The organism is Alteromonas pelagimontana (assembly GCF_002499975.2).
Classification (GTDB): Bacteria; Pseudomonadota; Gammaproteobacteria; order Enterobacterales; family Alteromonadaceae; genus Alteromonas; species Alteromonas pelagimontana.
This window is the reverse complement of record NZ_CP052766.1, coordinates 1,256,125-1,281,357: the sequence shown is the minus strand read 5'-3', so window position 1 is coordinate 1,281,357 and position 25,233 is coordinate 1,256,125. Positions and strand designations below refer to the sequence as shown.

The following is a 25,233-nucleotide window of genomic DNA, read 5'->3' as shown; positions in this document are numbered from 1 at the left end:
AGCGAGGCTGATAAAACCGCTACTACGGATTCATCTGATAGCTGATACTGAATAGTGCGCGGCGCTTTTCACCAGCATAACCATAGATATCTTCGTAATCTTCGCCTAAAGCGTTGTCTATCCGCAGCGCCGCTTGCCACTGAGGCGCTAGCTGGTACGTCACATTAACACTGGCTAACGTGTAAGGCTTCAAGCCGACAGTGGTAGCAGGTTCAGGATACGGCGGGTAGTACATATCGTCCCGGCTGCCGGTATAAGCAAGTTTTACGTAAGCCCCCAGTCCGGCAACGGGTAAATCGCCACTTACGGTAACAGAGCCAACATGTTGTGCGCGGCGAAGCTCAGTAATTTCTGCTTCATCTTGAGTGGCATCCAGATAGCTGTACGCCAGTCGCACGGCGAAACTACTGCCCTGATAATTGAGCTCTGTATCTATGCCTTCACGACGACTTTCACCCAGAATGTTTTTGGCGGTGCTGGCAAGCAGTTCCGGATCGTAAACATAGCCGTTAATTTCGTCTTCAAGACGGGCGTTGAAATAACTGGCTTCTCCAGACCATGCTGAGGTCCAGCGGGCACGCGCACCAACTTCCCACTCGCGGCTGGTTTCCGGTTTCAGCTCTGGGTTTCCCACAAATGATTGCGGATAATAGCCGAAGCGCTCAGTAAAAGTAGGCGTTTTAATGGCTTTACCCAAGCTACCAAACAAAGAATAGTTTCTGGTAACTTCCCATGTTAATCCTGCGCGATAACTTACTGCATTATCGAACTCGCTATTGTTGTCAAAACGTGCACTGAAAGTAGCAAAAACATCGTCGGTCAGTTCAGAACCAGCCTCGCCAAAGGCGCTGACCGTGGTGTCATGCTGATCCTGATTAGGATCGCCGTAGTCAGTAGCTCCACGTTGCTCGAAAAGCCGTTGCAGATATTCAAGCCCGCCAGCCAACTGCCAGTCGTTTACCTGGTAACGATTTACCCAGATAACTTGCTGACGTTTACCAGTAGTGCTTCCAGCATCTGTACCGCTGGTAGTATTGCTGTTTTCATCTTCACGGAACTGAAGCTTTAATTCGCTGGAATAATCAGAGTTCGACGGCGCCAATAGCCAGCTTAACTGGGTGCTGATTTGCTGCCCGTCAGTTACATTGTCTGCGTCTGCTGGCAAGCCGGTGCTAAAGTCTGTGCTGTCATAGTCATTCGCGTAATCTACTATACGAACATTAGCCGAAAACGTGTGTTCGTCCGTCGCGCGCCAGGCAATGCCACCGCCGGTAGTAATATTGCGATAACTGTCGTCTTCATCCCCATCGCGAGCAACGTTGTCGCCATTGGTTTCGAACCAGTCAGCAAATGCCGAATAGCTAAAATCTTCCTGGTTACCCGATGCGTTAAGATTGACTCTAGTTGTTTCGCGGCTACCGACTGCAAATGTACCCCCTACGCTCTGGGAGTTTTGTGTGGCAGCGCCCTTAGTGGTAATGCTGAGTACGCCGCCGATAGCGCCGCTACCCCAGAGAGCACTTTGCGGGCCACGCAGTAGTTCGATGCGAGTGACGTTGGCGGCAGTTAAATGGGCTAAGTCAATTAAACTGCCTTGGCCGATGTCGTTGGCCACAACACCGTCGATCAGCACCAGCAGGTGATTGCTCTCGCTGCCACGAACCCGGATTTCTGCCAACGCGCCGGGGCTGCCCGACTGTGCAATGGTGACGCCAGGCAACGAGCGCAGCAAGTCTGTTAACTGCACTGCACCAGAACGTCGAATTTCATCTTCGGAAAGCACGGATGTTGAGGCCGCCACCTGATTAAGCTCAATAGGTAAACGGGAGCCGGTGATAGTCAGCGTTTCAATATTATCGTTATTGGAAGTTTGCGCCAGTGCTGAGGCTGAAGCCAATACACAGGCAATGGCAGTTGCTTTGGGCAGCAACCGGGAAGTTAATGTGATTTTCATGGTGTCTCTCGTTTCAGTGCTCCACCCGAGCACAATAAACTGTCTTGAGTCAGACAAGGCTGACGGCGTGTCTCCAGGCCGGTATCCGGGCTTACTCACAGCGTATCGAGACGCGGATATACATCCCTTCCCATAGCGGATAATGTATTTCCAACGCTATAGTGGTTGTTCGCCGACCGGGCGGTCTGCGGTGATGCATAAAAGTAACGAAAAGGTTACTTGAGTTTACCGTTGCGGGGGCAGCATCAGCTTCTACTGATTTCCCGTTTACCCTGCCAGAGGCAGGCACCTAAAACGCCGCGGAGTATAACTAATTGAAAGTTGGATAGAAAGGTAAGTCTTATTCCAAATCTTTCCAACTTAGAGTGATACCAATCCCGTAATCAAGTGCCGCAAGGGGCTACTATGAGAGATTTTTAGAAGCCTTGGGTGAGAGGCTTTTCCTGAAGGGCTGACATTTGCTCTTTCAATGCGAGGATTTGACCTTCCCAGTATTTGTCTTCGGCAAACCAGGGAAACGCACGTGGAAAGGCCGGGTCTTGCCAGCGCGCCGATAACCACGCCATATAATGCACCATCCGCATGGCACGCAAAGGTTCTATCAGCGCCAATTGCTTGCGGTCGAAGTCGTTGAATTCTTCATACGCTTCTATTAAAACATCAAGCTGCAACATTTGTTGTTGTCTATCGCCACACAGCATCATCCATAAATCCTGTATGGCGGGACCCATACGGCAATCATCCAGATCCACAAACATGGGCCCATCCCGCCACAGGATATTACCCGGATGACAATCACCGTGAAGACGTATCTGGCTGCTGTCATCGCACCGATAGGCCGCGGTGGTAGCGGAAATAACCGGGTCGAGAATGGCAAAGAATGCAGTACGCAGGTGACTCGGTAGTAGCTGGCTGTGCTGTAGCTCTTCACGAGGCTTTTTCAGATAAGAAGCCACATCTAACGTAGGGCGGGTAGCAAATGGCTGCGCCTGTGCTACCCGATGGATACGGCCGATAAATCTTCCCATCCATTCCAACTGGTCAAGATTATCCACTTCAAATTGCCTCCCTCCAACAGAAGGAAATACCGCAAAGCGAAAGCCATTGGCATGATGGAGTGTGTGGCCGCCAATTTTCATTGGCGGCACCATGGGAATGTCGTTGGCCGCCAGCTCCAGAGCAAAGTCATGCTCTTCCTGAATTTGTGTGTCTGTCCAGCGTTGGGGACGATAAAACTTCACCACCAATCGTCGCGCATCGTCAGTAACAAATTGATAGACGCGATTCTCGTAACTATTTAGCGCCAGCAAACCGGATTCTGGGTAAATACCGCAGGATTCCAGTGCATCAAGAACAGCATCAGGGCTTAAACCTGAAAAGGCAAAATCTGTCATAATCTCTTTTTATTTTTACCGGTAAATGAACTTTGTAGGTTCGTTCGCTTCGACCACATCGCCATTAACGGTAGTGGTCTCGACATGAAAACTGAACTCTGTCACAGATTCTTGCAGTGAATCCGGTTTTATTGCGACTGAAACCGGCACACTTCTTACTTCACCACCGGCTATATTCAGTTCCTCTGTACCTATATATTTGTAGTCTTCAAGATCCTGCACCGAGATGCTGTAGGTCTGGGGAGACTGCGACTTGTTCAATACCTTTAACGTATAGACATTTTCAATCCAGCCGTCTCCTGTATCGCGAAACAAGGTATTACGATCCCTGATGATATCGACTTCTAACGGCACTCGCATAGTAATGTTGGCTATTAACAGCCCCATCATTACCACCAATACGAAGAAGTATCCAATCAGCTTAGGCCTGAAAATATGAGTTTCTCCACCAGACAGCTGTTCTTCTGAAGTAAAACGAATTAATCCTTTCGGATAATTCATCTTTTCCATTACTCCGTTACAGGCATCCACGCAGGCACCACAGTTAATGCATTCATATTGCAAACCATTACGAATGTCGATACCGGTGGGGCAAACCTGCACACAAAGATTGCAGTCAATACAGTCGCCAAGCCCTTTGCTGGGCAATTCCTCGTAAGGAATTTTACGCGAGCGGGGGCCGCGTCTGTCACCTCGATTAGGATCGTAAGCGACAGTGAAAGTGTCTTTGTCAAACATGGCCGATTGAAAACGTGCATAGGGACAAATGTGAGTACACATAATTTGCCGCATCCAACCGGCGTTGCCGTAAGTGCAGAAGGTGAAGAACAGCACCGAAAATACTGCCCAAAAGCCAGCATTAAAGATAAAAAAGTCGATAAATAGCTCGCCGATAGGCGTGAAGTATCCCACAAAGGTAAGCGACGTCAGCAAGGCTACAGCTATCCAGCAAAAATGTTTAAGGGATTTCCGCCAAAACTTGTCCAGGTCCATCGGGCGCTCGTCCAGCTTTATCCGCTTGTTTGCGCTGCCTTCGATTTTTTCTTCTAACCATATATAGATATAGGTCCAGGTGGTCTGGGGGCACATAAATCCGCACCACACCCGACCTGCAAAAGCCGTGACAAAAAACAGAGCAAACGCGCTCACAATAAAAATATAAGCGAGTAACGTCAGATCCTGAGGCCACAGAGTAAGAGAAAAGAACGTGAAGCGTTGCTCGGCGATATCCAGTAACACCGCCTGCCTGCCGTCATACTGTAGCCAGGGAATAACAGCAAAGAGGGCAAGAAAAAACAGCCCAAAAAAGCGACGGAACGTTTCGAAAGGTCCTTTTACCGCGCGAACGTAGATACTAGTGCCAGAAGAATGATGTTTGGTCTGATCTTTCGGACTAGGCTTGTGGACTTTAACCGGAGTCACATCTTTAACCGGAATTTGCTCACTCATTCGAAAACCTTAGTTGATACAGAAGGAGATACCGCGGCACGCATTATATCAGGCAGAAACAGGGTTTGTTTAATATAGATCAACTAAATGCCCATACGTTATGCGTGGATTAACTTAATAGGGGCGGATAGGCGGAAATTCAACCAGCCTCAGCATTTGGGGCCGGTAATTAAAAGAACTATCTGCACTATGAAATTCCAATCTGCACTGACGCTCGATGGGAATTCAAAGGACGTTGTAAACCGCAGGGCCTAATGCTCTGCGCCGTTACCATTAAAGAAACCTCCGTTGAAGCATAGAGGAACATTTTATCATTCACCGCCTGATGTTTTTCGGGGTAATTACTGGGTCCAACGGAGAAGCTATGACAGGAATATGATCAGAGGGATCGGCATTATGAATTACTATATTCAGGTATAAAAATCACCCCTGATGCAGCCAAAGCGTTTAGGTTATGCTGAAAAAAAATAGCGCGGTAGTCAACAAGCCGCTGTGGAGCGTCTGGAAGGTATGTTACGTGGTTTCATTATTGTGGCTGAAATTATAATACTTGTCGTTATCTTACGTTCCGATTTCGCCCAGTACATATTTAAAGACCTGCAAAAATTTCTTGCTGACTGGTTTGTTCATGTAGCGGAAATTCCCGAGCAAAATGAACTACGTCAGCTTCAAGGGAAAACTTCCCCTACTTTTGAGACACTGCGTCCATTTCAAAAAGAATATCTTACAGAGATAATGTCTAGCCGCACCAGCTTGAATCGTTTTTACTCCCAGTACTGTTTAAATGATGATAAAAACCCCTATATTTATGGAGGAACGTTGCACTATTTCTGTGACGAAATTCAGCGCACCTCGCTGTTAGACTCAGGCTGATTGTTCAGGCTACGTTCAGACCTCTTTGCTAGTATTAATGCATAAGATCCGTACTCTGTGAAACCAGTACCAGACTCGGCAAAATTCTGGGCGTGGTGGTACGTTTAATGCTCTTCCAGGTTTGGTAGGCCCGATACGGGCGTTGCAACGGCGCAGGAATCTATGCAGGAACTTGCGCAGAAGCCGCGCCTTTCTTTCTGCTGTAGTCAGTGTAAGCCTATATGAGAGGACGCGCGTTTTTCGTTGTATTGCGCAACAGTTAATGTGAATCATGAAATGAGGTGAAGCAATGCGTAAATATGTCTTGGTATCCATGCTGATCAGTGGCGTTTTTACAAGTTCTGCGTTTGCCGCTGCAGAGGTGGACGTAACCTGGCAAGATCCAGACTCCTATACCGACGTTCGGGGTTCTAATGAATCCAATAGCAAATTTAAAAAACGGACTTTTAAAGAGCTTGAATCCTACTTTACTGAAATGGCGGAAGCGTTACCCGACGGTCAGAAATTAGCAATAACTGTTACTAATTTAGATTTAGCAGGACAGGTATGGCCGAGCAGCTTTATTGGCTTTGGTGCATCGGCAGGGTCAGAAATTCGTCTTATTAAACGTGTCGACATTCCGCGAATTTCCTTCAACTATACCTTAACAGATGCCGATGGTCAGGAAGTAAAAAGTGCGGAAGTAAAATTAAAGGATATGGGCTTTATGGACGGCACCGTTCGCTTTATGCAGCACGACAATTTAGCGTATGAAAAGCAAATGCTGAAAGACTGGTTTCGTGAAGAGATGGCCAGCGTAGTAGTAAAAAATAACGTTTAGTTCCCGCCTTCGCTATGAATAAGAACGCGTTTTCGAAAGGAAACGCGTTTTTTGTATCAGCAAAAGATTCCCTTTCTTGTAACCCGCACCGCTATTGGGTTAGCAGACTGTTTGGTCAAAAAATTGGCGTTTTGGTCAAAAAATTGTCATTTAATTGTAGTATTTTATTTATACTCTCTCCTGCACTTTGGGACAGTTTACCAACCAGCAGGAGTCATTATGAAAGCAACAGTCCTGCTTCCTCTTGTATTGAGCGTATCAACCACGGCATTGGCAAATGACGTGTTTATTTCGCAGTACATCGAAGGAAGTAGTAATAATAAAGCAATAGAACTCTATAACCCGACTGATGCTAGCATCTCGTTGACCGGTTATAACCTTTCTTTTTATTCCAACGGAAATACTTCAGCCAGCACGATAATCGATTTAGGTGACACCATTGAAGCGGGTGCAACTTTCGTTATTGCCGATAGCTCAGCAAGCAGTGAGATTCTTGCTCTGGCCAATGTCACGTCTGGTCAGTCGTTCTTTAACGGCGATGATGCGGTGGTATTGGCTAAGTCAGGTAATGTTGTTGATAGTATTGGACAGGTAGGTGTAGATCCTGGTTCCCAATGGGGCTCTGGAGACACCAGTACCCAGAATAACACATTAATTCGACTGGCTTCTGTCAGTGTGGGAGACACCGATCCTTCAGATGTCTTTGATCCTGCCATTGGTTGGTCAGGTTTACCGCAGGATGACTTAACCGATCTTGGCAGTCACACTTATGACGGTAGTGATGATAGCGGCGACGGTGGCGATGAAGATGAAGACTTGTCGAACGTATGCACCAACTGTCCCGATCTGGACAAGATAGCTGATGCCAGCACCTTTAATCCTGCCGTTTACTACGCAGCGGTTCAGACAGAAATTAATAACGGTTCTTCTACCGACGTTGTCCGCCAAATTCTCAGTGAAACTATTGCTTCCGGACAACGTACGCTAACCTACAGCGAAGTCTGGACGGCGCTGACAGAAACCGACGAAGATCCTACAAACCCGGAAAACGTGCGGTTGTTCTATTCCAACCGTTCGATCGCTAAATCCTCAAATGGCTCAGGCGCAGCTTCAAACAATCCCGACAACTGGAACCGCGAGCACAGCTGGCCGAAAAGCCATGGTTTCCCAAACAGTGGACAAGAAGCTTACACCGACATACAGCACTTACGCGCGACAGATATTTCAGTAAATTCAAGCCGTGGAAATCTGGATTTTGATAACAGTGATTCGCCGCTGGGCGAAGCGCCTGAAAACCGGGTAGACGGGGATTCCTTTGAGCCTCGCGATGCCATTAAGGGCGACGTGGCGCGGATGATGCTGTACATGGACATTCGTTACGAAGGCAACGGCAGCGATTCCACACCAGACTTGACGCTGGTCAACCGCATAACCTCGGGTAGCGAAGCCAGTTTAGGTAAACTGTGCACGCTGTTGCAGTGGAACGAAGCCGATACAGTGGACGCTGAAGAACAACGCCGCCAAAACGCAATCTACGAGTATCAAGGTAACCGGAATCCCTTTGTGGATCACCCTGAATGGGTAGATATGTTCTATTCTGCGGCAACCTGTGATGAGGAACCCGTTGATCCAATCGATCCAGAAGAGCCTGAATTACCTGCTCCTTCAACGGGTGTCGCGCCAGTTATCATTACCGGTGTATTCGACGGCCCGTTAACTGGTGGAGTACCAAAAGGGATTGAGCTGTATGTTACGCAGGATATCGCTGATTTAAGCGTTTGTGGCGTGGGTTCAGCCAATAATGGTGGCGGCTCTGACGGCGAAGAATTTACCTTCCCCGTGGTATCCGCTTCGGCTGGCGATTTTATTTACGTTGCCAGTGAATCTGAAGGTTTTGCTGCGTTTATGGGGTTTGCGCCGGATTACACCACTGGCGCAATGGCAATAAACGGTGATGATGCAGTGGAAGTATTCTGTAACGGTGAAGTCGTTGATCTGTTTGGGGATGTAGACACTGATGGCAACGGTGAGGCATGGGAATACCTGGATAGCTGGGCGTATCGTACCGCGGGTGCTGGTTCAGCTACCTTTGATGTGTCGCAGTGGCTGTTTGCCGGCGCCAATGAATGGGACGGCGAAAGCAGCAACAGTACTGCGGCGAGCCCGTTCCCGCTGGCCACTTATTTGCCACCCGCTACTGAACTTTTCTTTTCTGAATATATTGAAGGCAGTGGCAATAATAAAGCGCTGGAAATAGCGAATCTTGGTTTCTCTGATGTCGATCTTAACGGTTACGATGTACAGGTTTACGCCAACGGTGCCACTACCGCCAATTCTACTATTGCGCTAACAGGTACGCTGGCCGCAGGTGATGTGTTTGTTATTGCGAATAGCTCTGCAGGTAGCGCAATAATGGCTCAGGCGGATTTAGTTTCCGGCGGACTGTCTTTCAATGGAGATGATGCGGTCACCTTGCGGTTGGATGGTGAAATTATTGATTCCATCGGGCAAATTGGCTTCCGGCCGAATTCTGCATGGGGTAGTGGTGACACCAGTACGCTGAATAGTACGCTACGTCGCAAATCTTCTGTTCGTAGCGGGGATAGCAATGCTTTAGATGAATTTGTTCCCGCATCACAGTGGGACGGATTCCCCATCGACACTTTCGACGGCTTGGGTTCCTACACACAAGTTGAAGCCCCGTTTGAATTGGGATTTTGTGGTGAGCCGGCTACTTATATCAGCGCTATCCAGGGTGAGGGTGCAACGTCTGCGCTTAGCGGCGAGACGGTAGTGGTGGAAGCGGCAGTTTCTCACGTAACGCCTAATCTCGGTGGTTTCTTTATTCAGGAAGAAACGGTTGATTACGATAATAATGCAAATACCTCAGAAGGCATCTTTGTTGCTGCACCTGCATTGCTTGGTACAGTAGCAGTGGGTGATGTGGTACGCGTGGGTGGTATAATTGGTGAAACCTACGGCCGTACTGAAATTGCGGCGCAAAGCGAGGCGTTAGTGTGCGGCACATACACTGTTACACCCGTAGCAATCAGTTTGCCTAAAGCTGAGGCGGACAGTTTCGAAGCAGTTGAAGGAATGCTGGTATCCAGCAACCAGTCGTGGGTGATAAGCGACAACTACAACTATACCGCATATGGTGAAGTGGTGGTGTCTACTGAACGTCTTTTCACCCCTAGCCAGGTTGCCTTACCCGGCTCAGAAGCCTTTGCCGCTGTAGAGCGACAAAACGAGCTTGACCATCTGTTAATTGATGACAACTCAGACGGCGCCGATACCACAGAATTGCTGTTATCGCCTGGCGGCTTTAGCCCATACAATCCTGTGCGAGCTGGTGATACGGTAACTGGTGTGACAGGTGTGATGGACTACGGTTTCTCTGAATATCGCATCCGCCCGGTAGAGACAATAAGCGTGGCGAATACGAATCCAAGAGAAGATGAACCCGTACTAGCGGATGGCAATCTAAAAGTCGCCAGCTTTAACGTGCTTAATCTGTTTAATGGTGACGGACAGGGAGAAGGTTTCCCTACATCTCGCGGCGCGGACACTTACGAAGAATATTTGCGTCAACGTACCAAGATCGTTAATGCCATTGTTGAACTGGATGCCGACGTTATTGGTTTACTAGAGCTGGAAAATGACGGCTTTAGCGAGCGTAGTACCATTGCGCAACTGGTGGATGATATTAATGCCAATTTGGGCGTAAACGCTTATGCCTTTGTTGATGTTGGTACCAGTGAAGTCGGCACTGATGAAATAACCTCAGGCATGATTTATCGTCCTGCAGTGGTTGAATTGTCGGGAAGCGCGCAGGTGCTGTTAGAAACGAACAGTATTGTGGATGAAAATGGCCCGTTGTGGGGAACGGCGAAAAATCGTCCCTCAATTGCGCAGGCATTTGTTCATAGCGAAACCGGACAAACCTTTGTAGTCGATGTTAACCACCTGAAATCAAAAGGTTCCTCATGTGGTTCAGGAGACGACAGTGCCGAACAGGGAAGTTGTAACCTTACACGCACGCGTGCCGCGATGGCCCTGCATGCGTGGCTGGCTCAGACTTTCCCTGACACGGCCACTATTATCATGGGAGATCTTAACGCCTATGGTAAAGAAGATCCTATTCAGTATCTGGTTACCTCCGGTTATACCAATACAGTAGCCGCCTTAAAAGGTGAGAAATCTTACAGCTATACCTTCGACGGGTTGGCGGGAACGCTGGATTATCAGCTAATTAACGCGCCAATGCAGGAATGGCTGGTAGATGTCACAGAATGGCATATCAACGCAGACGAAGCGACAGCGCTTGATTACAATGAGGAAAATAAACCTCAGTCGTATCTTAACGAACTGCTTTTCCGCGCCTCGGATCACGACCCTGTGATCGCCAGCTACTTACTGGAGTCAGCAGATGTGACCGGCGACTGGGACGGTGATGGCGATGTGGATATTGATGATATTCGCGCGTTCTTTAGTGCCCTTTTGAGTAAACAAAAAATAGGAATGGAATTCGATTTGAATCAGGACGGCAAAGTCGATACTCAGGATATGACGAAAATGCGTACGATGTGTACCTATTACGCTTGTCGAACTGAAGAGGTTTCACCTACCAAAACAGGTAGTTCTGCAAACGTGAGCCGTTTATCGCGGTAATCGGAACCGTAACGAAAAAGCCCCGGGCTGCCGGGGCTTTCTATTTTTATCGGCTATGGCAAATAGTCGAATTCACTATCAGATACGCTCAGAATAGTTTCCGCGCCTGTTATCATTGCTGCTTTGTGTGCGTCTCGTCGCGGCAGAATACGCGCTTCGTAAAAAGCACAGGTATTCATCTTACCTTTAGCAATAGATCCATCTTCACTTTCCTGAGCTTTACTTGCCATGCTGTACCATAATACCCCGATTAAAGAATACGCGGTGAAGGCTAAATAATCGTGGGCTGCCGCCGCAGCATCTGTCGCGCTCATTGTCAGACATTCTGTCGAGGTGGCGCACCAGTCGTTTAGTAATGTCTGGGCTCTGGATTGTAACTCCGGCTCTTGTATTGCGGTTGTGAGTTCATGAAAGGCAGTGAAAGTAGCCTGCATTATTTCGCCCTTATCGCGGGTGAGTTTACGGCCAATTAAATCAGCAGCCTGAATGCCATTGGTGCCTTCATAAATCTGGGCAATGCGCACATCGCGCATCAATTGTTCCATGCCCCACTCACGAATATAGCCGTGACCGCCGAACACCTGAATTCCCAGGCTGCAGACTTCCAGTCCCATATCGGTCATAAACGCTTTACAAACTGGCGTTAGAAACTGAAGTACCGGCTTTGCTTCCGCTTTTTTACTGTCGCTGCCGTGTTTTTCAATATCCATGTGCTTAGCATAAAACAGCGATAGGGCACGGCAGCCTTCAGTTAAGGCTTTTTGCGTCAGTAGCATTCTGGCTACATCGGGTTGGAAAATTATGGCGTCGGCTTTTTCTTCTGGTTGCTGAATGCCTTGAGGCGCACGGGACTGGCGGCGATCTCTGGCATAGGCAAGTGCACCCTGATAAGACGCTTCAGCAGCGCCCAAACCTTGCATACCTACCTGAAAGCGGGCATCGTTCATCATGGTAAACATACAGGCAAGCCCTTGATGTGGCTCGCCAATCAGCCAGCCTTTCGCATTGTCGTAATTCATCACGCAGGTTGGGCTGGCTTTAATACCCATTTTATGTTCAATACTTCCTACTGAAACGGCATTGGCTTCACCAGGTTCACCAGTTTCGGTAACAAGAAATTTGGGTACTAAAAAGAGGCTAATACCCTTAACGCCCGCTGGCGCATCAGGTAATCGGGCAAGTACCATATGGATTATATTTTCTGTCCAGTCGTGATCGCCGCCGGTAATAAAAATTTTGTTGCCGGTAATGCTGTAACTGCCGTCTTCCTGTGGCTGCGCTTTGGTGGTAAGTAACGCAAGATCCGACCCCGCTTGCGGCTCGGTCAGATTCATAGTGCCAGTCCACTCACCGCTGATAAGTTTGGCAAGATAATGCGCTTTTAGCTCCTCAGTGGCGTGACGGGAAACAGCCAACACTGTGCTTTCAGTCAGCATTGTAGTAAGCCGCCAACTTAAATTTGCGGCGTTTAGCATTTCATGTATGGGTACCGCCATGGTATAGGGCAGGGCTTGTCCGCCGTATTCCTCTTCACCCAACATGGCATTCCAACCATTCGCCACGTATTCCCGATAAGCATCAGCAAAGCCGTCAGGTGTTGTCACTGCACCGTTTTGTAACTTGCATCCCTGTTCATCACCTTCACGGTTTAACGGCGCCACAACATCGGTGGCAAATTTCGCTCCCTGGCTCAAAACATCATTGGCAAGAGCGAAATCGAAATCATGCAGGCCAAGCTTCTGATAATGCTCATCCAGCCCTAACCAATCGCGAAGCAAAAACTGGAAATCCGGAAGTGGCGCCTGATACTGGGGCATGGCTTACTCCATTTTAAAACGGTTGTTTGAATTCGATGACATTATAGCCATACATCGGCGCTCAATACCATCTTGGATTGGTTCATTATTAATACGCCATTACATAACACCAGCGCGCATTGATGTGTGCTCTCAGCTTGAGTTTGTTTCCTTAAACCGCATCTCTGCCTTGCAATTATTTACAGCCTTGGCATTCTGCTTCTTTAAGAAAAGTTAGAAGCGAGGAGCTATGTCACAATCTTTTCCTATATGCGTAGTAACCGGCGGTAGTCATGGGATCGGTTTGGCGATATGCAGAGCGTTTTCCCGCCAGGGGTATCGCGTATTTAATCTGGATCTGCAGGATTTTGCCCAGCCCGTCGAAAACGGCTATTGGTTACCCTGTGACGTGGCTCATTGTGATGAGGTTGCTGTGCGTATCCAGCAAGTAGTTGAGGACGTCGGAAAAATTGATGCGTTAGTTTCTAACGCCGGTATTCATGTTTCAGCGACCATTGAAGAGACGTCAGAAGCAGAACTAGATCGGATATTCGGTATCAACGTTAAAGGCGCTTATGCAGCAGTGAGGGCAGCGCTGCCGGCTATGAAAGCGCAAAGAAAAGGAGCGATTGTGCTGATGTCTTCTGATCAGGCTATCGTGGGCAAGCGCCGCTCCTTTGCCTATAATCTCAGTAAATCAGCGCTCGCCTCTATTGCCAGAACTACCGCATTGGATTATGCCGAATTTGGCATTCGCGCAAACGCTGTATGTCCCGGCACCATCGAGACGCCGCTTTACCATAATGCCATTGATAACTATGTGGCAGCATCGGGTGCGAATGAAGCCGATGTCCATGCCAGCGAAGCGGCTGAGCAACCGTTGGGAAGATTAGGCCAACCGGAAGAGGTTGCCGAGCTTGTACTGTTTTTGGCCAGTGACAAAGCCAGTTTCATTACCGGCAGTTTGCAGGTAATTGATGGCGGCTACACCGCTCAATAGGTGAAATAATGGAAATTATCGACTCACACCTTCATTTGTTTGATTTGGCACAAGGCGACTATCATTGGCTAAAAGAACACAATCCTCCCTTCTGGCCAGATAAAGCCGACATTGCTCAATCGTTTTGTGAAGCGGACTTACGTTTAAGCGATAATTTAACCCTGGCTGGGTTTGTCCATATTGAAACGGGATTCGACAATCACAAGCCCTGGCGCGAAGTAGACTGGCTGGAAAGTCACTGCACGTTACCTTTTCGTAGCGTAGGGGGCGTGGATTTGTGTGCTGCTAGCTTTGAAAGCGACGTGCTGGCCTTGGCTGAGCGTAACAGCGTGGCCGGTGTAAGACACATTCTGGATGATCAAGCGCAGACAATATTAACGCGGCCGGGTATGAGCGATAATTTTAAGTTACTGGCAGAGAGGGGGCTGAGCTTCGATGCGCAGTTCGCCCTTGCGGATACGGCAGCGGTCAATGCGCTTCTTTCCCTCTGCGAGTCAGCAGACGGACTGCGGATTATTATAAATCATACCGGCTTCATCCCCGAAGGAGGGAATGAATTTGAACGCTGGCAGCACAATTTAGCCAAGATTACTGCGTACCCTCATGCCGCTATTAAGTTATCTGGCTGGGAGATGGTAAAGCGGCAGTGGCATGCTGACACTGTAACCAGAGCGTTGAATGCTGTACAGGCTGTTGTGCCGACAGAGCGAATTATGTTGGGAAGCAATTTTCCGTTGTGCTTGTGGCGAGGTTCCTATCAGGCACAGTGGGCAACCTATCTTGCTTTGACGCTGCCACAGCATCAGCAAGCCTTGTTAAGAGAAAATACACGGCATTGGTACCAGTTTAATTGACCTGCAGTTATAAGCTCTTTCACGATTCACCATAGTTGCATAGCAATTCACGGAGCCGCTTCAACAATCATTAATGCTTTGGTTGTTGCGCTAGTATTTGCTTAACTTCCTCTAACAACGGTTTAATTTCAGACATATTTACCGGCTTGACCAAATGGTAACTGAAACCGCTCGCTTTTGAACGTTCAATATGTTCTGGCTGCCCCCAGCCCGTTTGGGCAACAAACATAGTGTGGGCCAAGGCCGGGTTTTTCTTCAAGGCTACGCATAAGTCATAGCCATTCATGCCTGGCAAACCAATATCAAGCAGCGCAAGGTCAGGCGTAAATTGCTCTACCATCTGTAACGCTTCGGTGGCATCTTCCGCCACTTCGACACGATAATCCATGGCTTCCAGAATCCAGGCCATGGTAACGGCTGCGTCTTGATTATCGTCTACAATAAGAACATTAACCGGCAGTAGAGACGCTTTGTCGTCAGGTTCTGAGGCTGTATTGTGCTCAGCCGTTTCAGCAGGCGCTGAGCAACGGGGTAGATTTACAGTAAAGCACGAACCTTTTCCCAAACCATCGCTGGTGGCCCGGATTTCTCCATCATGTAGTGCCACTAACTGTTGAACCAGCGTCAAGCCGATGCCAAGGCCGCCTTGAGCATGTTCCAGCGAATCGTCTACCTGCGAAAACATATCGAATATATTAGGCAACATATCCGCTGGAATACCGGCGCCGTCATCTGCAATCGCGATATTGACCGCATCTTGTGTGGTAGTTACTTCAACCGTAATACTGCCGTTGATGCCCGTGTATTTTGCGGCATTATTAAGAATATTGGCAAACACCTGCGATAGCCGCACCAGATCACCGTGCACAAAGACAGGTTCCTCTGCACTATTAACAGTTAATTGATGTTGCCGTTCATCGATTAGCGGCTGAATGGTTTCTATGGCAGCGATTAAAGCCTCTTCAATGTTAAATACCGATGTCGAAAGGTTTATTTTTCCGCGGGTGATCCGGGAGACATCCATCAAATCATCCACCAGCCGAACCATTTGGGTTACTTGCTTTTCAATTAAATGGTGAGCATTTTTTTGGTGAAGATGGGATGCGCTCTGCGACTTTAAAATATGTAGCGCATTACGAATAGGAGCCAGCGGATTACGTAATTCATGAGCCAGTGTGGCAAGAAATTCGTCTTTTTTGCGATCAGCCTCCTGCAGAGCCAGAATCGCATTTTTCTCACCGGTAATATCGACGCCTACTCCGGGAAACTTAACTGCTTCCCCGTTGTCATCGCGAACGACACGGCCTTTAAATGACCCCCAGCGTACGCTGCCATCTGTCTGACGAATGCGATATTCTTCACTATATTGACCACCGTCTCTGACTTTTTCTTCTATATGTTGTTTAATGCGATCGATATCGTCTTCATGAATTGACAGCAGCACTTTTTCAATAGGAATACCCATTCGGGTTTCTTCGGGGCTTAGGCCAAATAGGCAACCTAAACGTTCATCGGCCGTAAAAATATTGTTTTTAACGTCCCATTCCCAAATTCCGAATCCGTGCGAGGCTTCAAGAGCCAAACGTTGCCGCTCTTCTGCTTTTCGGGCATTTTCTTCGGCTTGACGTCTTTCTGTTACATCTCTTGTGGTACCGGCTATAGCCTCTATCTCGCCGTTGTCACCAATAACGGGTACAAAGATATAATCATATATTCTTCTACCATTAGCGCCAGTAAATGGAACATCACCACGAATTGGCTTTCGGGTTTTGATTACCTGCTCAAGTTCGCGCATGTGCATATCTGCGTGCCATTGCTCGTAACCCAACTCGAGACAGGTTTTTCCAATAGCCTCTTCCCACGTCCGCCCCCATGACTCAAGCAACGCATCATTCACATAGGTAAAACGGCCTTCAAGATTGAAGACGTAAATAAAGTCAGGTGTATTAGATATTGCGGCTTCATACAGACGGCGCTGCTTGTTTAAGCTTTCAGTGCCTTGCAACAGCGCCTGCTCAGCCTGTTTACGCGCTCGCGCTTCCTTTTCTTTTTCAATGACTATCGCTGCAGTACGGGAAAGCACTTCCACAATTTTACGATCCGCTTCTATCGGCTTTTGGGGCTGGGGATAATAAACCGCAAATGTTCCCAGTACAGATTTATTCTCAGTAGAAAAAATGGGAATAGACCAGCAAGCATGTAAACCCGCCTTTATGGCTAAATCAGCAAATAACGCCCAACGTGGATCTGTGGCAATATCTTCGGTTGCTGTATATTGGCCGCGCTAGGCGGTGGTGCCGCAGGCTCCTAAGTTGTCTTCAATTTCAATACCATCAATGGCCTTACAATAGTAGTCGGGTAAACTCGGTGCTGCGCCATGCTGAAGAAATTGCTGATTATCACTTACCAATAAAATGGAAGCGTACACTTTGTGACCAGCATTTTTTTCCACTGTCAGTACAAGTATATCCAGCACGTCTTCTAAAGACGCCCCTGCAAGCGCAAGGCCCATAGCGTTGCTTTGGCTTTCCGCAATTAACTTCATACGTTTATCAGCAGGTTTTTCCTGAATAACCAAGCCAATTCCGCCGGTCTGCAGCGGGAATACATTGACTCTGTTCCACGTGCTATGAACAGGGTAGTTCGCCTCTACCGTTTCGGCTTCACGGGTTCGCATTACCCTACGGTAGGTCTCTTCAAAAGGGGGGGGTGACGATAGCAGGGAAGATTTTAAAAATATTTTCGCCCATCATGTCTTCACGACTTACGGAGGGAGCAAGACTTGCGCTCAAATTTACGTAACTTAGGTTCCAGTTGGCGTCAATAAGCACAACGGCTTCGGAAATATGCTACAAAAATTGTTGTGACGGACTGAATATCAGCGTCAGGAAAAAAGAGAAGAGAGTTTTCTTGCACCAACAACACCCAAGACTGTATTCAAAGACTCAATTTTAAAACAGGCGGTTTCACCTTGCGAGTTAAATAACCCTGTTGTTAGCTTCGGCTTCTGTTAAACAGCGAAAAGGAGGCGTTGGAAAAATGCGACTGCTTGTTGGTACATTTGCAATGCTAAGGCTCCGTCATATCTTTCACCTTCATCACGCATAAAGGCGTGCACGGCATTAACTTCCAGCCATTGATAGTTGATGCCGGTACTAAGGCACTGCTGATAGATCGCCAGCCGTCCTTCCTGAGGTACGTGCGGATCCTGCTTGCCCCAAACAAAAAATACCTCACCTTGGATCTCGTTCATGCGGGTTAAGCTTTGTTCCTGCTCTGGGGCGGGCAGGGCATGGCTGTGAATATCTGTAGCATAGAGACAAAAAGCGGCTTTAACGTCAGGGTGTAGAGCAGCACGATACGCCAGATGACCGCCCAAACATACGCCCATGGCGCCGACGTTACCTGTGCAATAGTCAGCCTGCTGACAATAGTTGACCAATGCTTTTGTATCTTGATCATGATCAGCAAGCGGCTTTTGCCATTTGTCGTTATTGCCTTTCTCTTTTCCTGCATCATCGTAGCCAAGCACGGTGCCAATAGGATTCAGCTCATGAAAAACTTCCGGCACCACTACCACAAAACCGTGAGAAGCCATTGTTGCTGCGGAACGACCGATAGGCGCCGTATGCTGAAATATTTCAGAGTAAAAGATAATAGCAGGAAACCGACCAGTGGCATTAGGACGGTAGATATAGCAGCGCATGGTGCCTGTAGGAGTGGTCAGGTCTTTCGTTTCCTGAATGATCTGCATATAGTTGGAATCTCTTTAGAGTTAAACTTGCCTGTAATCTGGCGTTTGCATTGGGTATTAACGCAAAGGCGCGAAATAGCCGCGAAAAACCCGCTGACGCAGCTTTTATAAACTAATTAAGCCTTAAGCTCGGTTACAGTCATATGCGGCGAACGGTAAATGACTTCATCGTTTAATTCTATGCCAATACCCGGTTCTTCCGATACCTCAATATATCCATTCACCGGCTGCGGATCCTGAATGCACAATTCACGGTTCCAGTCTTTAATGGCATAGGTATGATGCTCGTGAATTAAGAAATTAGGAATAGCCGTTTCCAAATGCAAACTGGCAGCTGTAGCCACAGGGCCACCACATACGTGCGCCTGAATACGCACATCATAAATATCGGCGTAGTCACATACTTTTTTGGTTTCGGTGAAGCCGCCACAAAGACCGATATCTGGCTGGAGTACATCCAGAGACTGATCTTCAAGATATGGCCGCACACCCCAGCGGTTGTATAAGCGTTCACCACCGGCGATAGGAACATTTACCCGCTTTGCTACTTTATCGTGCAGTTTGGCATTAAGATAATTCACCGGCTCTTCGTAGTACATGCAGCCAATTTCTTCTACAATTTCACCCAGCTGAATGGCGGTAGTGGCCCCTAATAAACTGTGACATTCGAAAATAATATCGCCGTCATCGCCCATAGTATCGCGGATAGCCTGCAACCGGGCCTTAAATAATTTTAGCTCTGGGCGGGTAAATATTTTGGTGCGATCATAGTGGGTAACGCCATCTTTATCGTAAACAATGGGGTCGACTTTTACTGCGTCGTACCCGTCCTTCAATGCTTTTTCTGTTGCTCTGGCGTAATCGGCTGGCTTATTAAGTTTGGTGACTTCTTTGTCCCAATCGAATTGAAGTTGGCTGGCGTAACAGCGCAATTTGCCGTTGGTTTTACCGCCCAATAGTTGATATACCGGCACACCCAGCGCTTTGCCGCGAATATCCCATAGCGCGGTATCTATCGCGCTCATGGCTGAATAAATCACCGGACCGCCGCCTAAACCCCAGAAGCTTTCCCGCAACATGCGGCCCCACAGCCCTTCGGTGTTAAATGGGTCCCACCCAATTAACATGGCTTCGGCTATTTCTTTCACCATATGAGCAGCGGCGCTGTGGCCCAAGTCGTATGCCAAACCCGCCTCACCGGTACCGTGAATTCCCTCATCCGTAAACACACGCACAAACACCGGGTTCCAGGCGGGGCGTTTGGGGCAATGGGTATCAAAAATCTCTACTTTGGTAACTTTCATTTAATCGTCCTGAAATAAATCAGCGAACAGCGTTAAGGTGCTATTCACAAAAAGTGGGGTCAAGTTTATACGCTTTGCGTAACATGGCAGGCCAGGCTTTTTGGCCACCCGTTTCACCGGAATGTACAACACTGGCTTGCTGATAAATGCCTTTTACAATGGCTTCGGGAATTTCAATAACCTCTTGCCCTGACTGCATTAGCGCCAACTGAATCTCACAGGCGCGTTCCAAATCATAAAACCGCATAAATGCATCGCCTACTGTTGGCCCGAGAGTTAAACCGCCATGATTGGGCAGCAGCATATGGTTGGTATCACCCAGGTCTTCCTGCAAACGCTGACGTTCACTGTTATCCACCGCCAGACCTTCATATTGGTGATAACTCAGCGAAGGCAGCGAAAACAATGAATACTGACTCCATGGTTTAAGGCCTCCTTTTACTGACGCTACGGCAATAGTCGCTTTGGTATGTAAGTGCAAAATACATTTAGCATCCGGGCGAACTTCGTGAATGGCACTGTGAATGGTAAACCCTGCCGGGTTTATGGCGTAGGGTGTATCGTCTAGAATATTCCCTTGCAAATCTACCTTTACCAGATTGGACGCCGTCACTTCTTCAAAAGTGAGACCAAACGCATTTACCAGATAATGCTGGCTACCCGGCACTTTCGCTGAAATATGCGTGTAAATCAGGTCGCCCCAGCGCATATCCGCCACAAGCCGGTAGCAGGCAGCCAAATCTACTCGCGTCTGCCATTCTTCAGCTGATACGCGGTTTTTGATACTAAAGTGCTTAAGTTCAAACACAAATTTTCACTCTTACTCTTTAACGTTGATAGACAAATTATCAAACCCCGTCACCGTCAACAACTCCGGAATGTTCTAAGTCATTCATTTTCCGAATCAGGTGGAACATTAGCGGCAATAAATGCGTTTCTAACTGATATTAAATCATCTTAAAAGGCGCCTGCGGAGCTTCGGTGCCACAGCCAAAAAGCGCTAAAACTCCGAATATACCTGATAAGTGAAAGGTTTGAGTCATAAGTTCAGGTAGAATAGATGAAAAATAATACAAATATGCTGCGCGTTACACCAAATTAAACCCAAACACACATGGGTTACGCCTTTTATTGATAGGAATGAACGATGTCTTTGAGTGCAAAATTTTCTCCGCTGCTGATAGGCGTGCTGCTGCTGGGTGGCTTTGTTGTGTATTTAAACATTCCTCAGGAACAGGCAAAGGAAGACAACAGTACTTTTGCCACGCCAGTGCGAGTGACAACCGTGCAGACGCAGAAATTTCCCATTACTATCGAAGCACTGGGAACTGCGAAAGCAAATGAATCGGTGACCATTACCGCACAACAGACCGATGTGGTAACGCAGGTCAATTTTGATGATGGCGATAACGTCAAAGCCGGGCAGATTCTGGTTCAGCTCAACGACAAAGAAGAGCGAGCCCGCGTTGAAGAGCTTGCCGCCAATATCAATGAAGCAGAGCGGCAGTACGAACGGGTGCGTAATCTTGCTCAATCAAGTGCCGCGTCTGAGCAACTTCTGGATGAGCAACTGGCGCGGGTGAAGACGCTCAAGGCGCAACTTGATGTGGCGAACGCGCAACTCAGCGATCTGGAAGTGCGTGCGCCGTTTTCTGGCATCTTGGCATTCGCAATATCAGTAAAGGGTCTTTAGTACGCCCGGCCGATGTTATTACCACGTTGGATGATATTGATATTATTAAAGTGGATTTTAGCGTGGCCGAAAGCCACATTGCTAGTCTGGCTCCTGGACAGCGAGTGATAGCGACATCGGTGGCTTATCCGGGCAAAACGTTTGAAGGAAAGATTGCCACTGTAGATTCCAGAGTCGATCCAATCTCCCGTTCAATTCTGATACGGGCAGTCATTGACAATCCTGACGCTAGGTTGCGACCGGGAATGTTACTACAGGTAACGCTTGAAAAGCGCGTTTTATAGGCGTTAGTCATTCCTGAAAAGGCGCTGGTGCCGGCTCAGGAGCGTCAATATGTGTTCGTGGTGAAAGATAAGCTGGTTAGCCAGCGGGAAGTAGTGATTGGCGAGCGTAAGCCCGGTCTAGTGCAGGTGGTCGAAGGACTGCAAGCGGGCGAACGGGTGGTAACTGAGGGTACACTTCGAGTGCGCAATGATTCACTTGTTCGCGTCCTTGACGATCAAAAGGAATAGTCTATGTGGCTGTCGGATATTTCAGTAAAGAGACCGGTATTTGCATCGGTACTCAACTTGCTGCTGGTCATTTTCGGTATTGTGGCTGTGACCATGTTGTCGCTGCGGGAGTACCCCGACATCGACCCTCCTATTGTATCTGTAAGTACCAACTATACCGGGGCTTCGGCGAACATTGTTGAAACCCGTATTACGCAGCTGCTTGAAGATCGTATCAGCGGTATCGAAGGCATTAAGAATATCAGCTCTACCAGCCGTAACGGGCGTTCTGACATTACTATTGAGTTTAAACTTAGCCGTGATATTGACGCAGCCGCTAACGATGTGCGTAAGCGGGTAAGCCGGGCACTGAACAACCTGCCTGATCAAGCCGAACCACCGGAAGTGTCTAAAGCGAACTCCGATGAAGATGTCGTGGTGTGGTTTAATTTGCGTAGTACTAATCTCGATACTATGGAGCTAACCGATTACGCTCAACGTTTCCTGGTGGACCGGTTATCTATTGTTGACGGTGTTGCGCGGGTGAATCTGGGTGGCGACCGGACCTATGCTATGAAGGTATTTCTGGACCGCAATGCTATGGCAGCAAGAGGCATTACCGTTACCGATGTTGAAGACGTCATTCGCTCTGAGAACGTGGAGTTACCCGCTGGCCAAGTGGAATCCACAGACCGCGACTTTGAAGTTCGCGTTACACGCAGCTTTTTATCTCCTGATGATTTTGCCCAGTTAACGGTGGCGATAGGAAGTGACGGATATCTGGTGCGCCTGGGAGAGATTGCCAACGTAGAGCTAGCCGCTGAAGATGATGAAACGGAGTTTCGCGGTGACGGTGTAAACATGATTGGCTTGGGTATTGTAAAGCAGTCTAAAGCCAACACGTTGGATGTCGTACGCGCAGCCAAGGCTCAGATAGCGCTGATTCAGGAAACCTTACCCGATAACATTTTTATTGTGCCAAGTTATGATTCATCGGTGTTTATTGAACAATCCATTGAGGAAGTGTATTACACGTTGTTGATCGCAATGATGTTGGTCATTGTGGTGATTTACCTGTTTCTGGGAAATGTGCGTGCCACGTTAATTCCAGCAGTTACCGTACCGGTTTCTATGGTCGGTGCTTTCATCGTAATGTACGCCATGGGTTTTTCAATAAACCTGCTCACGTTATTGGCGATGGTCCTTGCTATCGGATTGGTGGTGGATGATGCCATTGTCGTGCTGGAAAATATTTACCGCCGCATCGAAATGGGGGAGCCGCCAATTTTGGCAGCCTATCGCGGCACACGTGAAGTGGGATTTGCGGTTATCGCCACCACTATGGTGCTGATTTCTGTTTTTCTGCCACTGGTGTTTCTGGAAGGAAACGTCGGGCGCCTGTTTACTGAATTCGCTATTGCCATTGCTGCTGCAGTGGCCTTTTCAAGTTTTACCGCCCTGACGTTGTCGCCGATGATGGGCTCGCTTTTACTCAAAAAAAAGCGAGCGTAATTCCGGTTTCGGAAATTGGGTTGAAAGTCACTTTAAAGCCTTAGAAGCGCGTTACTACGGTAGCCTTGGCAAGACCCTTCACCAGCCATTCATTATGGCACTATTGTTAATTACGACCATTATTGCCATCTGGCAATTGTATGAACGTATTCCAGTGAGTTTGTGCCAAGAGAAGACCGCGGAAATTTTTATATCATGATGCAGGCGCAGGAAGGCGCTTCATTTGAAAATAATTCGGCCAATTTGCGTAAAGTTGAAGACATCATCATGACTTATCGCAAAGAGGGGAAAATCGATCGTGTGTTGGTGAGAACGCCTGGACGCGGGACGGATGCCGGTTTAGCGGTAGTTGGCGTAATCCCTTGGGACGAGCGGGACTTCAATTCTTTTGACTTAATGGAAGAAATAACCGAAAAACTCTGCGCTATACCTGATGTGCGCGCTTTCGGTGTTATGCGCAGCGGCATTAGTGGCGGTAGCGGCAGGCCGGTGGAGTTTGTGTTGCAAGGCGATACTTATGAAAATCTGGTGGCATGGCGGGATACGCTGATGGATAAAGCCTCGGTAAACAAACAGTTAATCCGGATGGACTCGGATTACAAAGATACTTCGCCGCAGCTGCCTATTAACATTAATCGGGATCGGGCGGCGGATTTGGGTGTCTCCATCAGTGATATTGGTCGTACTCTTGAGGTAATGCTGGGGGAGCGTAGGGTTTCTACCTACCTGGATCGCGGGGAGGAATATTACGTTATTATGGAAGGGATAGAGTCAGACTATCGCAGCCCAAGCAGTATCGACAATTTGTATGTCCGTTCGCAGCGCACCGGGCAGCTAATTCCAATGGACAACCTGCTAACGTTCGACGAGCAGGCTACCTCGGCGCTGCTTAACCGTTACAACCGAATGCGTGCTATTACTGTTTCAGCGAACCTGGCTGAAGGTTATACAGTGGGTGAAGCGCTGGCTTATCTTGAAAATATAGTACAGACGGACCTGCCGCAGGCCGTGTCTATTGATTACAAAGGCGAATCGCAGCTTTATCGTGAAGCGGGCAATTCCTTTATCTTTGTGTTTTTGCTGGCGCTAGGTGTCACGTATCTCATTCTGGCTGCACAATTTGAAAGCTGGATTCATCCTTTGGTGATCATGCTGACTGTGCCTATGGCGTTGGTGGGCGCGTTTATCGGTTTATACCTGGCAGACATGACTATGAATATTTACAGTCAAATCGGCTTGGTGATGCTCATTGGTCTGGCAGCAAAAAACGGGATTCTGATTGTGGAATTTGCTAACCAGCTACGGGACGCTGGCATTGAGTTTGAGGAAGCGCTAAGACGGGCAGCTACCCAAAGGTTGCGGCCAATTGTTATGACAGGCTTTACCACGGTTTTCAGCTCTTTGCCTCTTGTGCTGGCCACCGGACCAGGCTCGGAAAGTCGAATGGTAATTGGTATGGTGATTTTTGCCGGTGTCATCGTTTCCTCCTTTATGACGTTGTATGTGATCCCCACCGCTTACTCATTGCTGGCCAGAAACACAAGTTCTCCTGTGGCGCGCACTAAAACACTGGAAGATCTAGATACGCAAATTCCTTACAAGAAAGGCGACATTGATTAGCCTGTTAAAAGCCCGGCGGGATTGCGAATATTATCCTTTCAAACAGAA

At 48.1% G+C, this 25,233-nt stretch carries 14 protein-coding genes, 2 pseudogenes and 1 riboswitch; of the genes and pseudogenes, 7 read left to right on the top strand and 9 right to left on the bottom strand.

The annotated features are described in order from the left end of the window. Nucleotides 1-22 precede the first annotated feature (22 nt). The 3 genes from CA267_RS05840 to ccoG form a co-directional block, all read right to left on the bottom strand. On the bottom strand, nt 23-1,954 hold the full coding sequence (locus CA267_RS05840) for a TonB-dependent receptor plug domain-containing protein (protein WP_075608361.1): 1,932 nt from the start codon (nt 1,952-1,954) through the stop codon (nt 23-25). Between the two features lie 59 nt (nt 1,955-2,013). Next, nucleotides 2,014-2,262: riboswitch (cobalamin riboswitch) on the bottom strand. A 108-nt stretch (nt 2,263-2,370) separates the two neighbouring features. Next, on the bottom strand, nt 2,371-3,348 hold the full coding sequence (locus tag CA267_RS05835; protein WP_075608362.1) for a serine/threonine protein kinase: 978 nt from the start codon (nt 3,346-3,348) through the stop codon (nt 2,371-2,373). A 15-nt stretch (nt 3,349-3,363) separates the two neighbouring features. Continuing rightward, nucleotides 3,364-4,797 carry a cytochrome c oxidase accessory protein CcoG gene (ccoG, locus tag CA267_RS05830; RefSeq protein ID WP_075608363.1) on the bottom strand — a complete coding sequence of 478 codons (1,434 nt, stop codon included), beginning with the start codon at nt 4,795-4,797 and terminating at the stop codon, nt 3,364-3,366. 510 nt (nt 4,798-5,307) lie between these two features. Between ccoG and CA267_RS05825 the strand changes: the two genes are divergently transcribed. The 3 genes from CA267_RS05825 (at nt 5,308) to CA267_RS05815 (ending at nt 11,161) form a co-directional block, all read left to right on the top strand. After that, nucleotides 5,308-5,670 (top strand): hypothetical protein, encoded by a 363-nt coding sequence (locus CA267_RS05825; protein ID WP_075608364.1) that lies wholly within the window; start codon nt 5,308-5,310, stop codon nt 5,668-5,670. Nucleotides 5,671-5,959: 289 nt separating this feature from the next. Beyond that, nucleotides 5,960-6,490, top strand: coding sequence for a DUF3016 domain-containing protein (locus tag CA267_RS05820; RefSeq protein ID WP_075608365.1), 531 nt, complete (start codon nt 5,960-5,962; stop codon nt 6,488-6,490). 219 nt (nt 6,491-6,709) lie between these two features. Beyond that, entirely contained in the window at nt 6,710-11,161 is a 4,452-nt protein-coding gene (locus tag CA267_RS05815; protein WP_139316219.1) for an ExeM/NucH family extracellular endonuclease, read from the top strand. 53 nt (nt 11,162-11,214) lie between these two features. Here CA267_RS05815 and CA267_RS05810 read toward each other — a convergent pair whose 3' ends face one another. Further along, entirely contained in the window at nt 11,215-12,978 is a 1,764-nt protein-coding gene (locus tag CA267_RS05810; RefSeq protein ID WP_075608367.1) for an acyl-CoA dehydrogenase family protein, read from the bottom strand. Nucleotides 12,979-13,207: 229 nt separating this feature from the next. Here CA267_RS05810 and CA267_RS05805 point away from each other — a divergent pair, with 229 nt between their 5' ends. Beyond that, nucleotides 13,208-13,957, top strand: coding sequence for an SDR family NAD(P)-dependent oxidoreductase (locus tag CA267_RS05805; protein ID WP_075608368.1), 750 nt, complete (start codon nt 13,208-13,210; stop codon nt 13,955-13,957). 8 nt (nt 13,958-13,965) lie between these two features. Next, entirely contained in the window at nt 13,966-14,811 is an 846-nt protein-coding gene (locus CA267_RS05800) for an amidohydrolase family protein (RefSeq protein ID WP_075608369.1), read from the top strand. A 70-nt stretch (nt 14,812-14,881) separates the two neighbouring features. On the opposite strand, the gene CA267_RS05795 is transcribed toward CA267_RS05800, so the two are convergent. The 5 genes from CA267_RS05795 to CA267_RS05775 form a co-directional block, all read right to left on the bottom strand. Next, nucleotides 14,882-17,068 (bottom strand): hybrid sensor histidine kinase/response regulator, encoded by a 2,187-nt coding sequence (locus tag CA267_RS05795; protein ID WP_097349120.1) that lies wholly within the window; start codon nt 17,066-17,068, stop codon nt 14,882-14,884. A 27-nt stretch (nt 17,069-17,095) separates the two neighbouring features. Beyond that, nucleotides 17,096-17,488 carry a hypothetical protein gene (locus tag CA267_RS05790; RefSeq protein ID WP_097349119.1) on the bottom strand — a complete coding sequence of 131 codons (393 nt, stop codon included), beginning with the start codon at nt 17,486-17,488 and terminating at the stop codon, nt 17,096-17,098. A 333-nt stretch (nt 17,489-17,821) separates the two neighbouring features. After that, nucleotides 17,822-18,565: a dienelactone hydrolase family protein gene (locus CA267_RS05785; protein ID WP_075608370.1), complete on the bottom strand. Its 744-nt coding sequence runs from the start codon at nt 18,563-18,565 to the stop codon at nt 17,822-17,824. 116 nt (nt 18,566-18,681) lie between these two features. Beyond that, nucleotides 18,682-19,869, bottom strand: coding sequence for a mandelate racemase/muconate lactonizing enzyme family protein (locus CA267_RS05780; protein ID WP_075608371.1), 1,188 nt, complete (start codon nt 19,867-19,869; stop codon nt 18,682-18,684). A 40-nt stretch (nt 19,870-19,909) separates the two neighbouring features. Next, nucleotides 19,910-20,677, bottom strand: a complete 768-nt coding sequence (locus CA267_RS05775; RefSeq protein WP_075608372.1) for a class II aldolase/adducin family protein — start codon at nt 20,675-20,677, stop codon at nt 19,910-19,912. Nucleotides 20,678-21,016: 339 nt separating this feature from the next. On the opposite strand from CA267_RS05775, the pseudogene CA267_RS05770 reads away from it, so the two are divergent. Continuing rightward, nucleotides 21,017-22,074, top strand: a pseudogene (locus CA267_RS05770) (efflux RND transporter periplasmic adaptor subunit). A 3-nt stretch (nt 22,075-22,077) separates the two neighbouring features. Then, nucleotides 22,078-25,185: pseudogene (locus CA267_RS05765) on the top strand (efflux RND transporter permease subunit). Nucleotides 25,186-25,233: the final 48 nt, after the last annotated feature.

Excerpts from the sequence above, each read along its gene's own strand:
- CA267_RS05815 (WP_139316219.1), top strand. The coding sequence starts at position 6,710 with ATGAAAGCAACAGTCCTGCTTCCTCTTGTATTGAGCGTATCAACCACG.
- CA267_RS05835 (WP_075608362.1), bottom strand. The coding sequence starts at position 3,348 with ATGACAGATTTTGCCTTTTCAGGTTTAAGCCCTGATGCTGTTCTTGAT.
- ccoG (WP_075608363.1), bottom strand. The coding sequence starts at position 4,797 with ATGAGTGAGCAAATTCCGGTTAAAGATGTGACTCCGGTTAAAGTCCAC.
- CA267_RS05810 (WP_075608367.1), bottom strand. The coding sequence starts at position 12,978 with ATGCCCCAGTATCAGGCGCCACTTCCGGATTTCCAGTTTTTGCTTCGC.
- CA267_RS05820 (WP_075608365.1), top strand. The coding sequence starts at position 5,960 with ATGCGTAAATATGTCTTGGTATCCATGCTGATCAGTGGCGTTTTTACA.
- CA267_RS05790 (WP_097349119.1), bottom strand. The coding sequence starts at position 17,488 with ATGCGAACCCGTGAAGCCGAAACGGTAGAGGCGAACTACCCTGTTCAT.
- CA267_RS05800 (WP_075608369.1), top strand. The coding sequence starts at position 13,966 with ATGGAAATTATCGACTCACACCTTCATTTGTTTGATTTGGCACAAGGC.
- CA267_RS05825 (WP_075608364.1), top strand. The coding sequence starts at position 5,308 with ATGTTACGTGGTTTCATTATTGTGGCTGAAATTATAATACTTGTCGTT.
- CA267_RS05785 (WP_075608370.1), bottom strand. The coding sequence starts at position 18,565 with ATGCAGATCATTCAGGAAACGAAAGACCTGACCACTCCTACAGGCACC.
- CA267_RS05840 (WP_075608361.1), bottom strand. The coding sequence starts at position 1,954 with ATGAAAATCACATTAACTTCCCGGTTGCTGCCCAAAGCAACTGCCATT.
- CA267_RS05805 (WP_075608368.1), top strand. The coding sequence starts at position 13,208 with ATGTCACAATCTTTTCCTATATGCGTAGTAACCGGCGGTAGTCATGGG.
- CA267_RS05780 (WP_075608371.1), bottom strand. The coding sequence starts at position 19,869 with ATGAAAGTTACCAAAGTAGAGATTTTTGATACCCATTGCCCCAAACGC.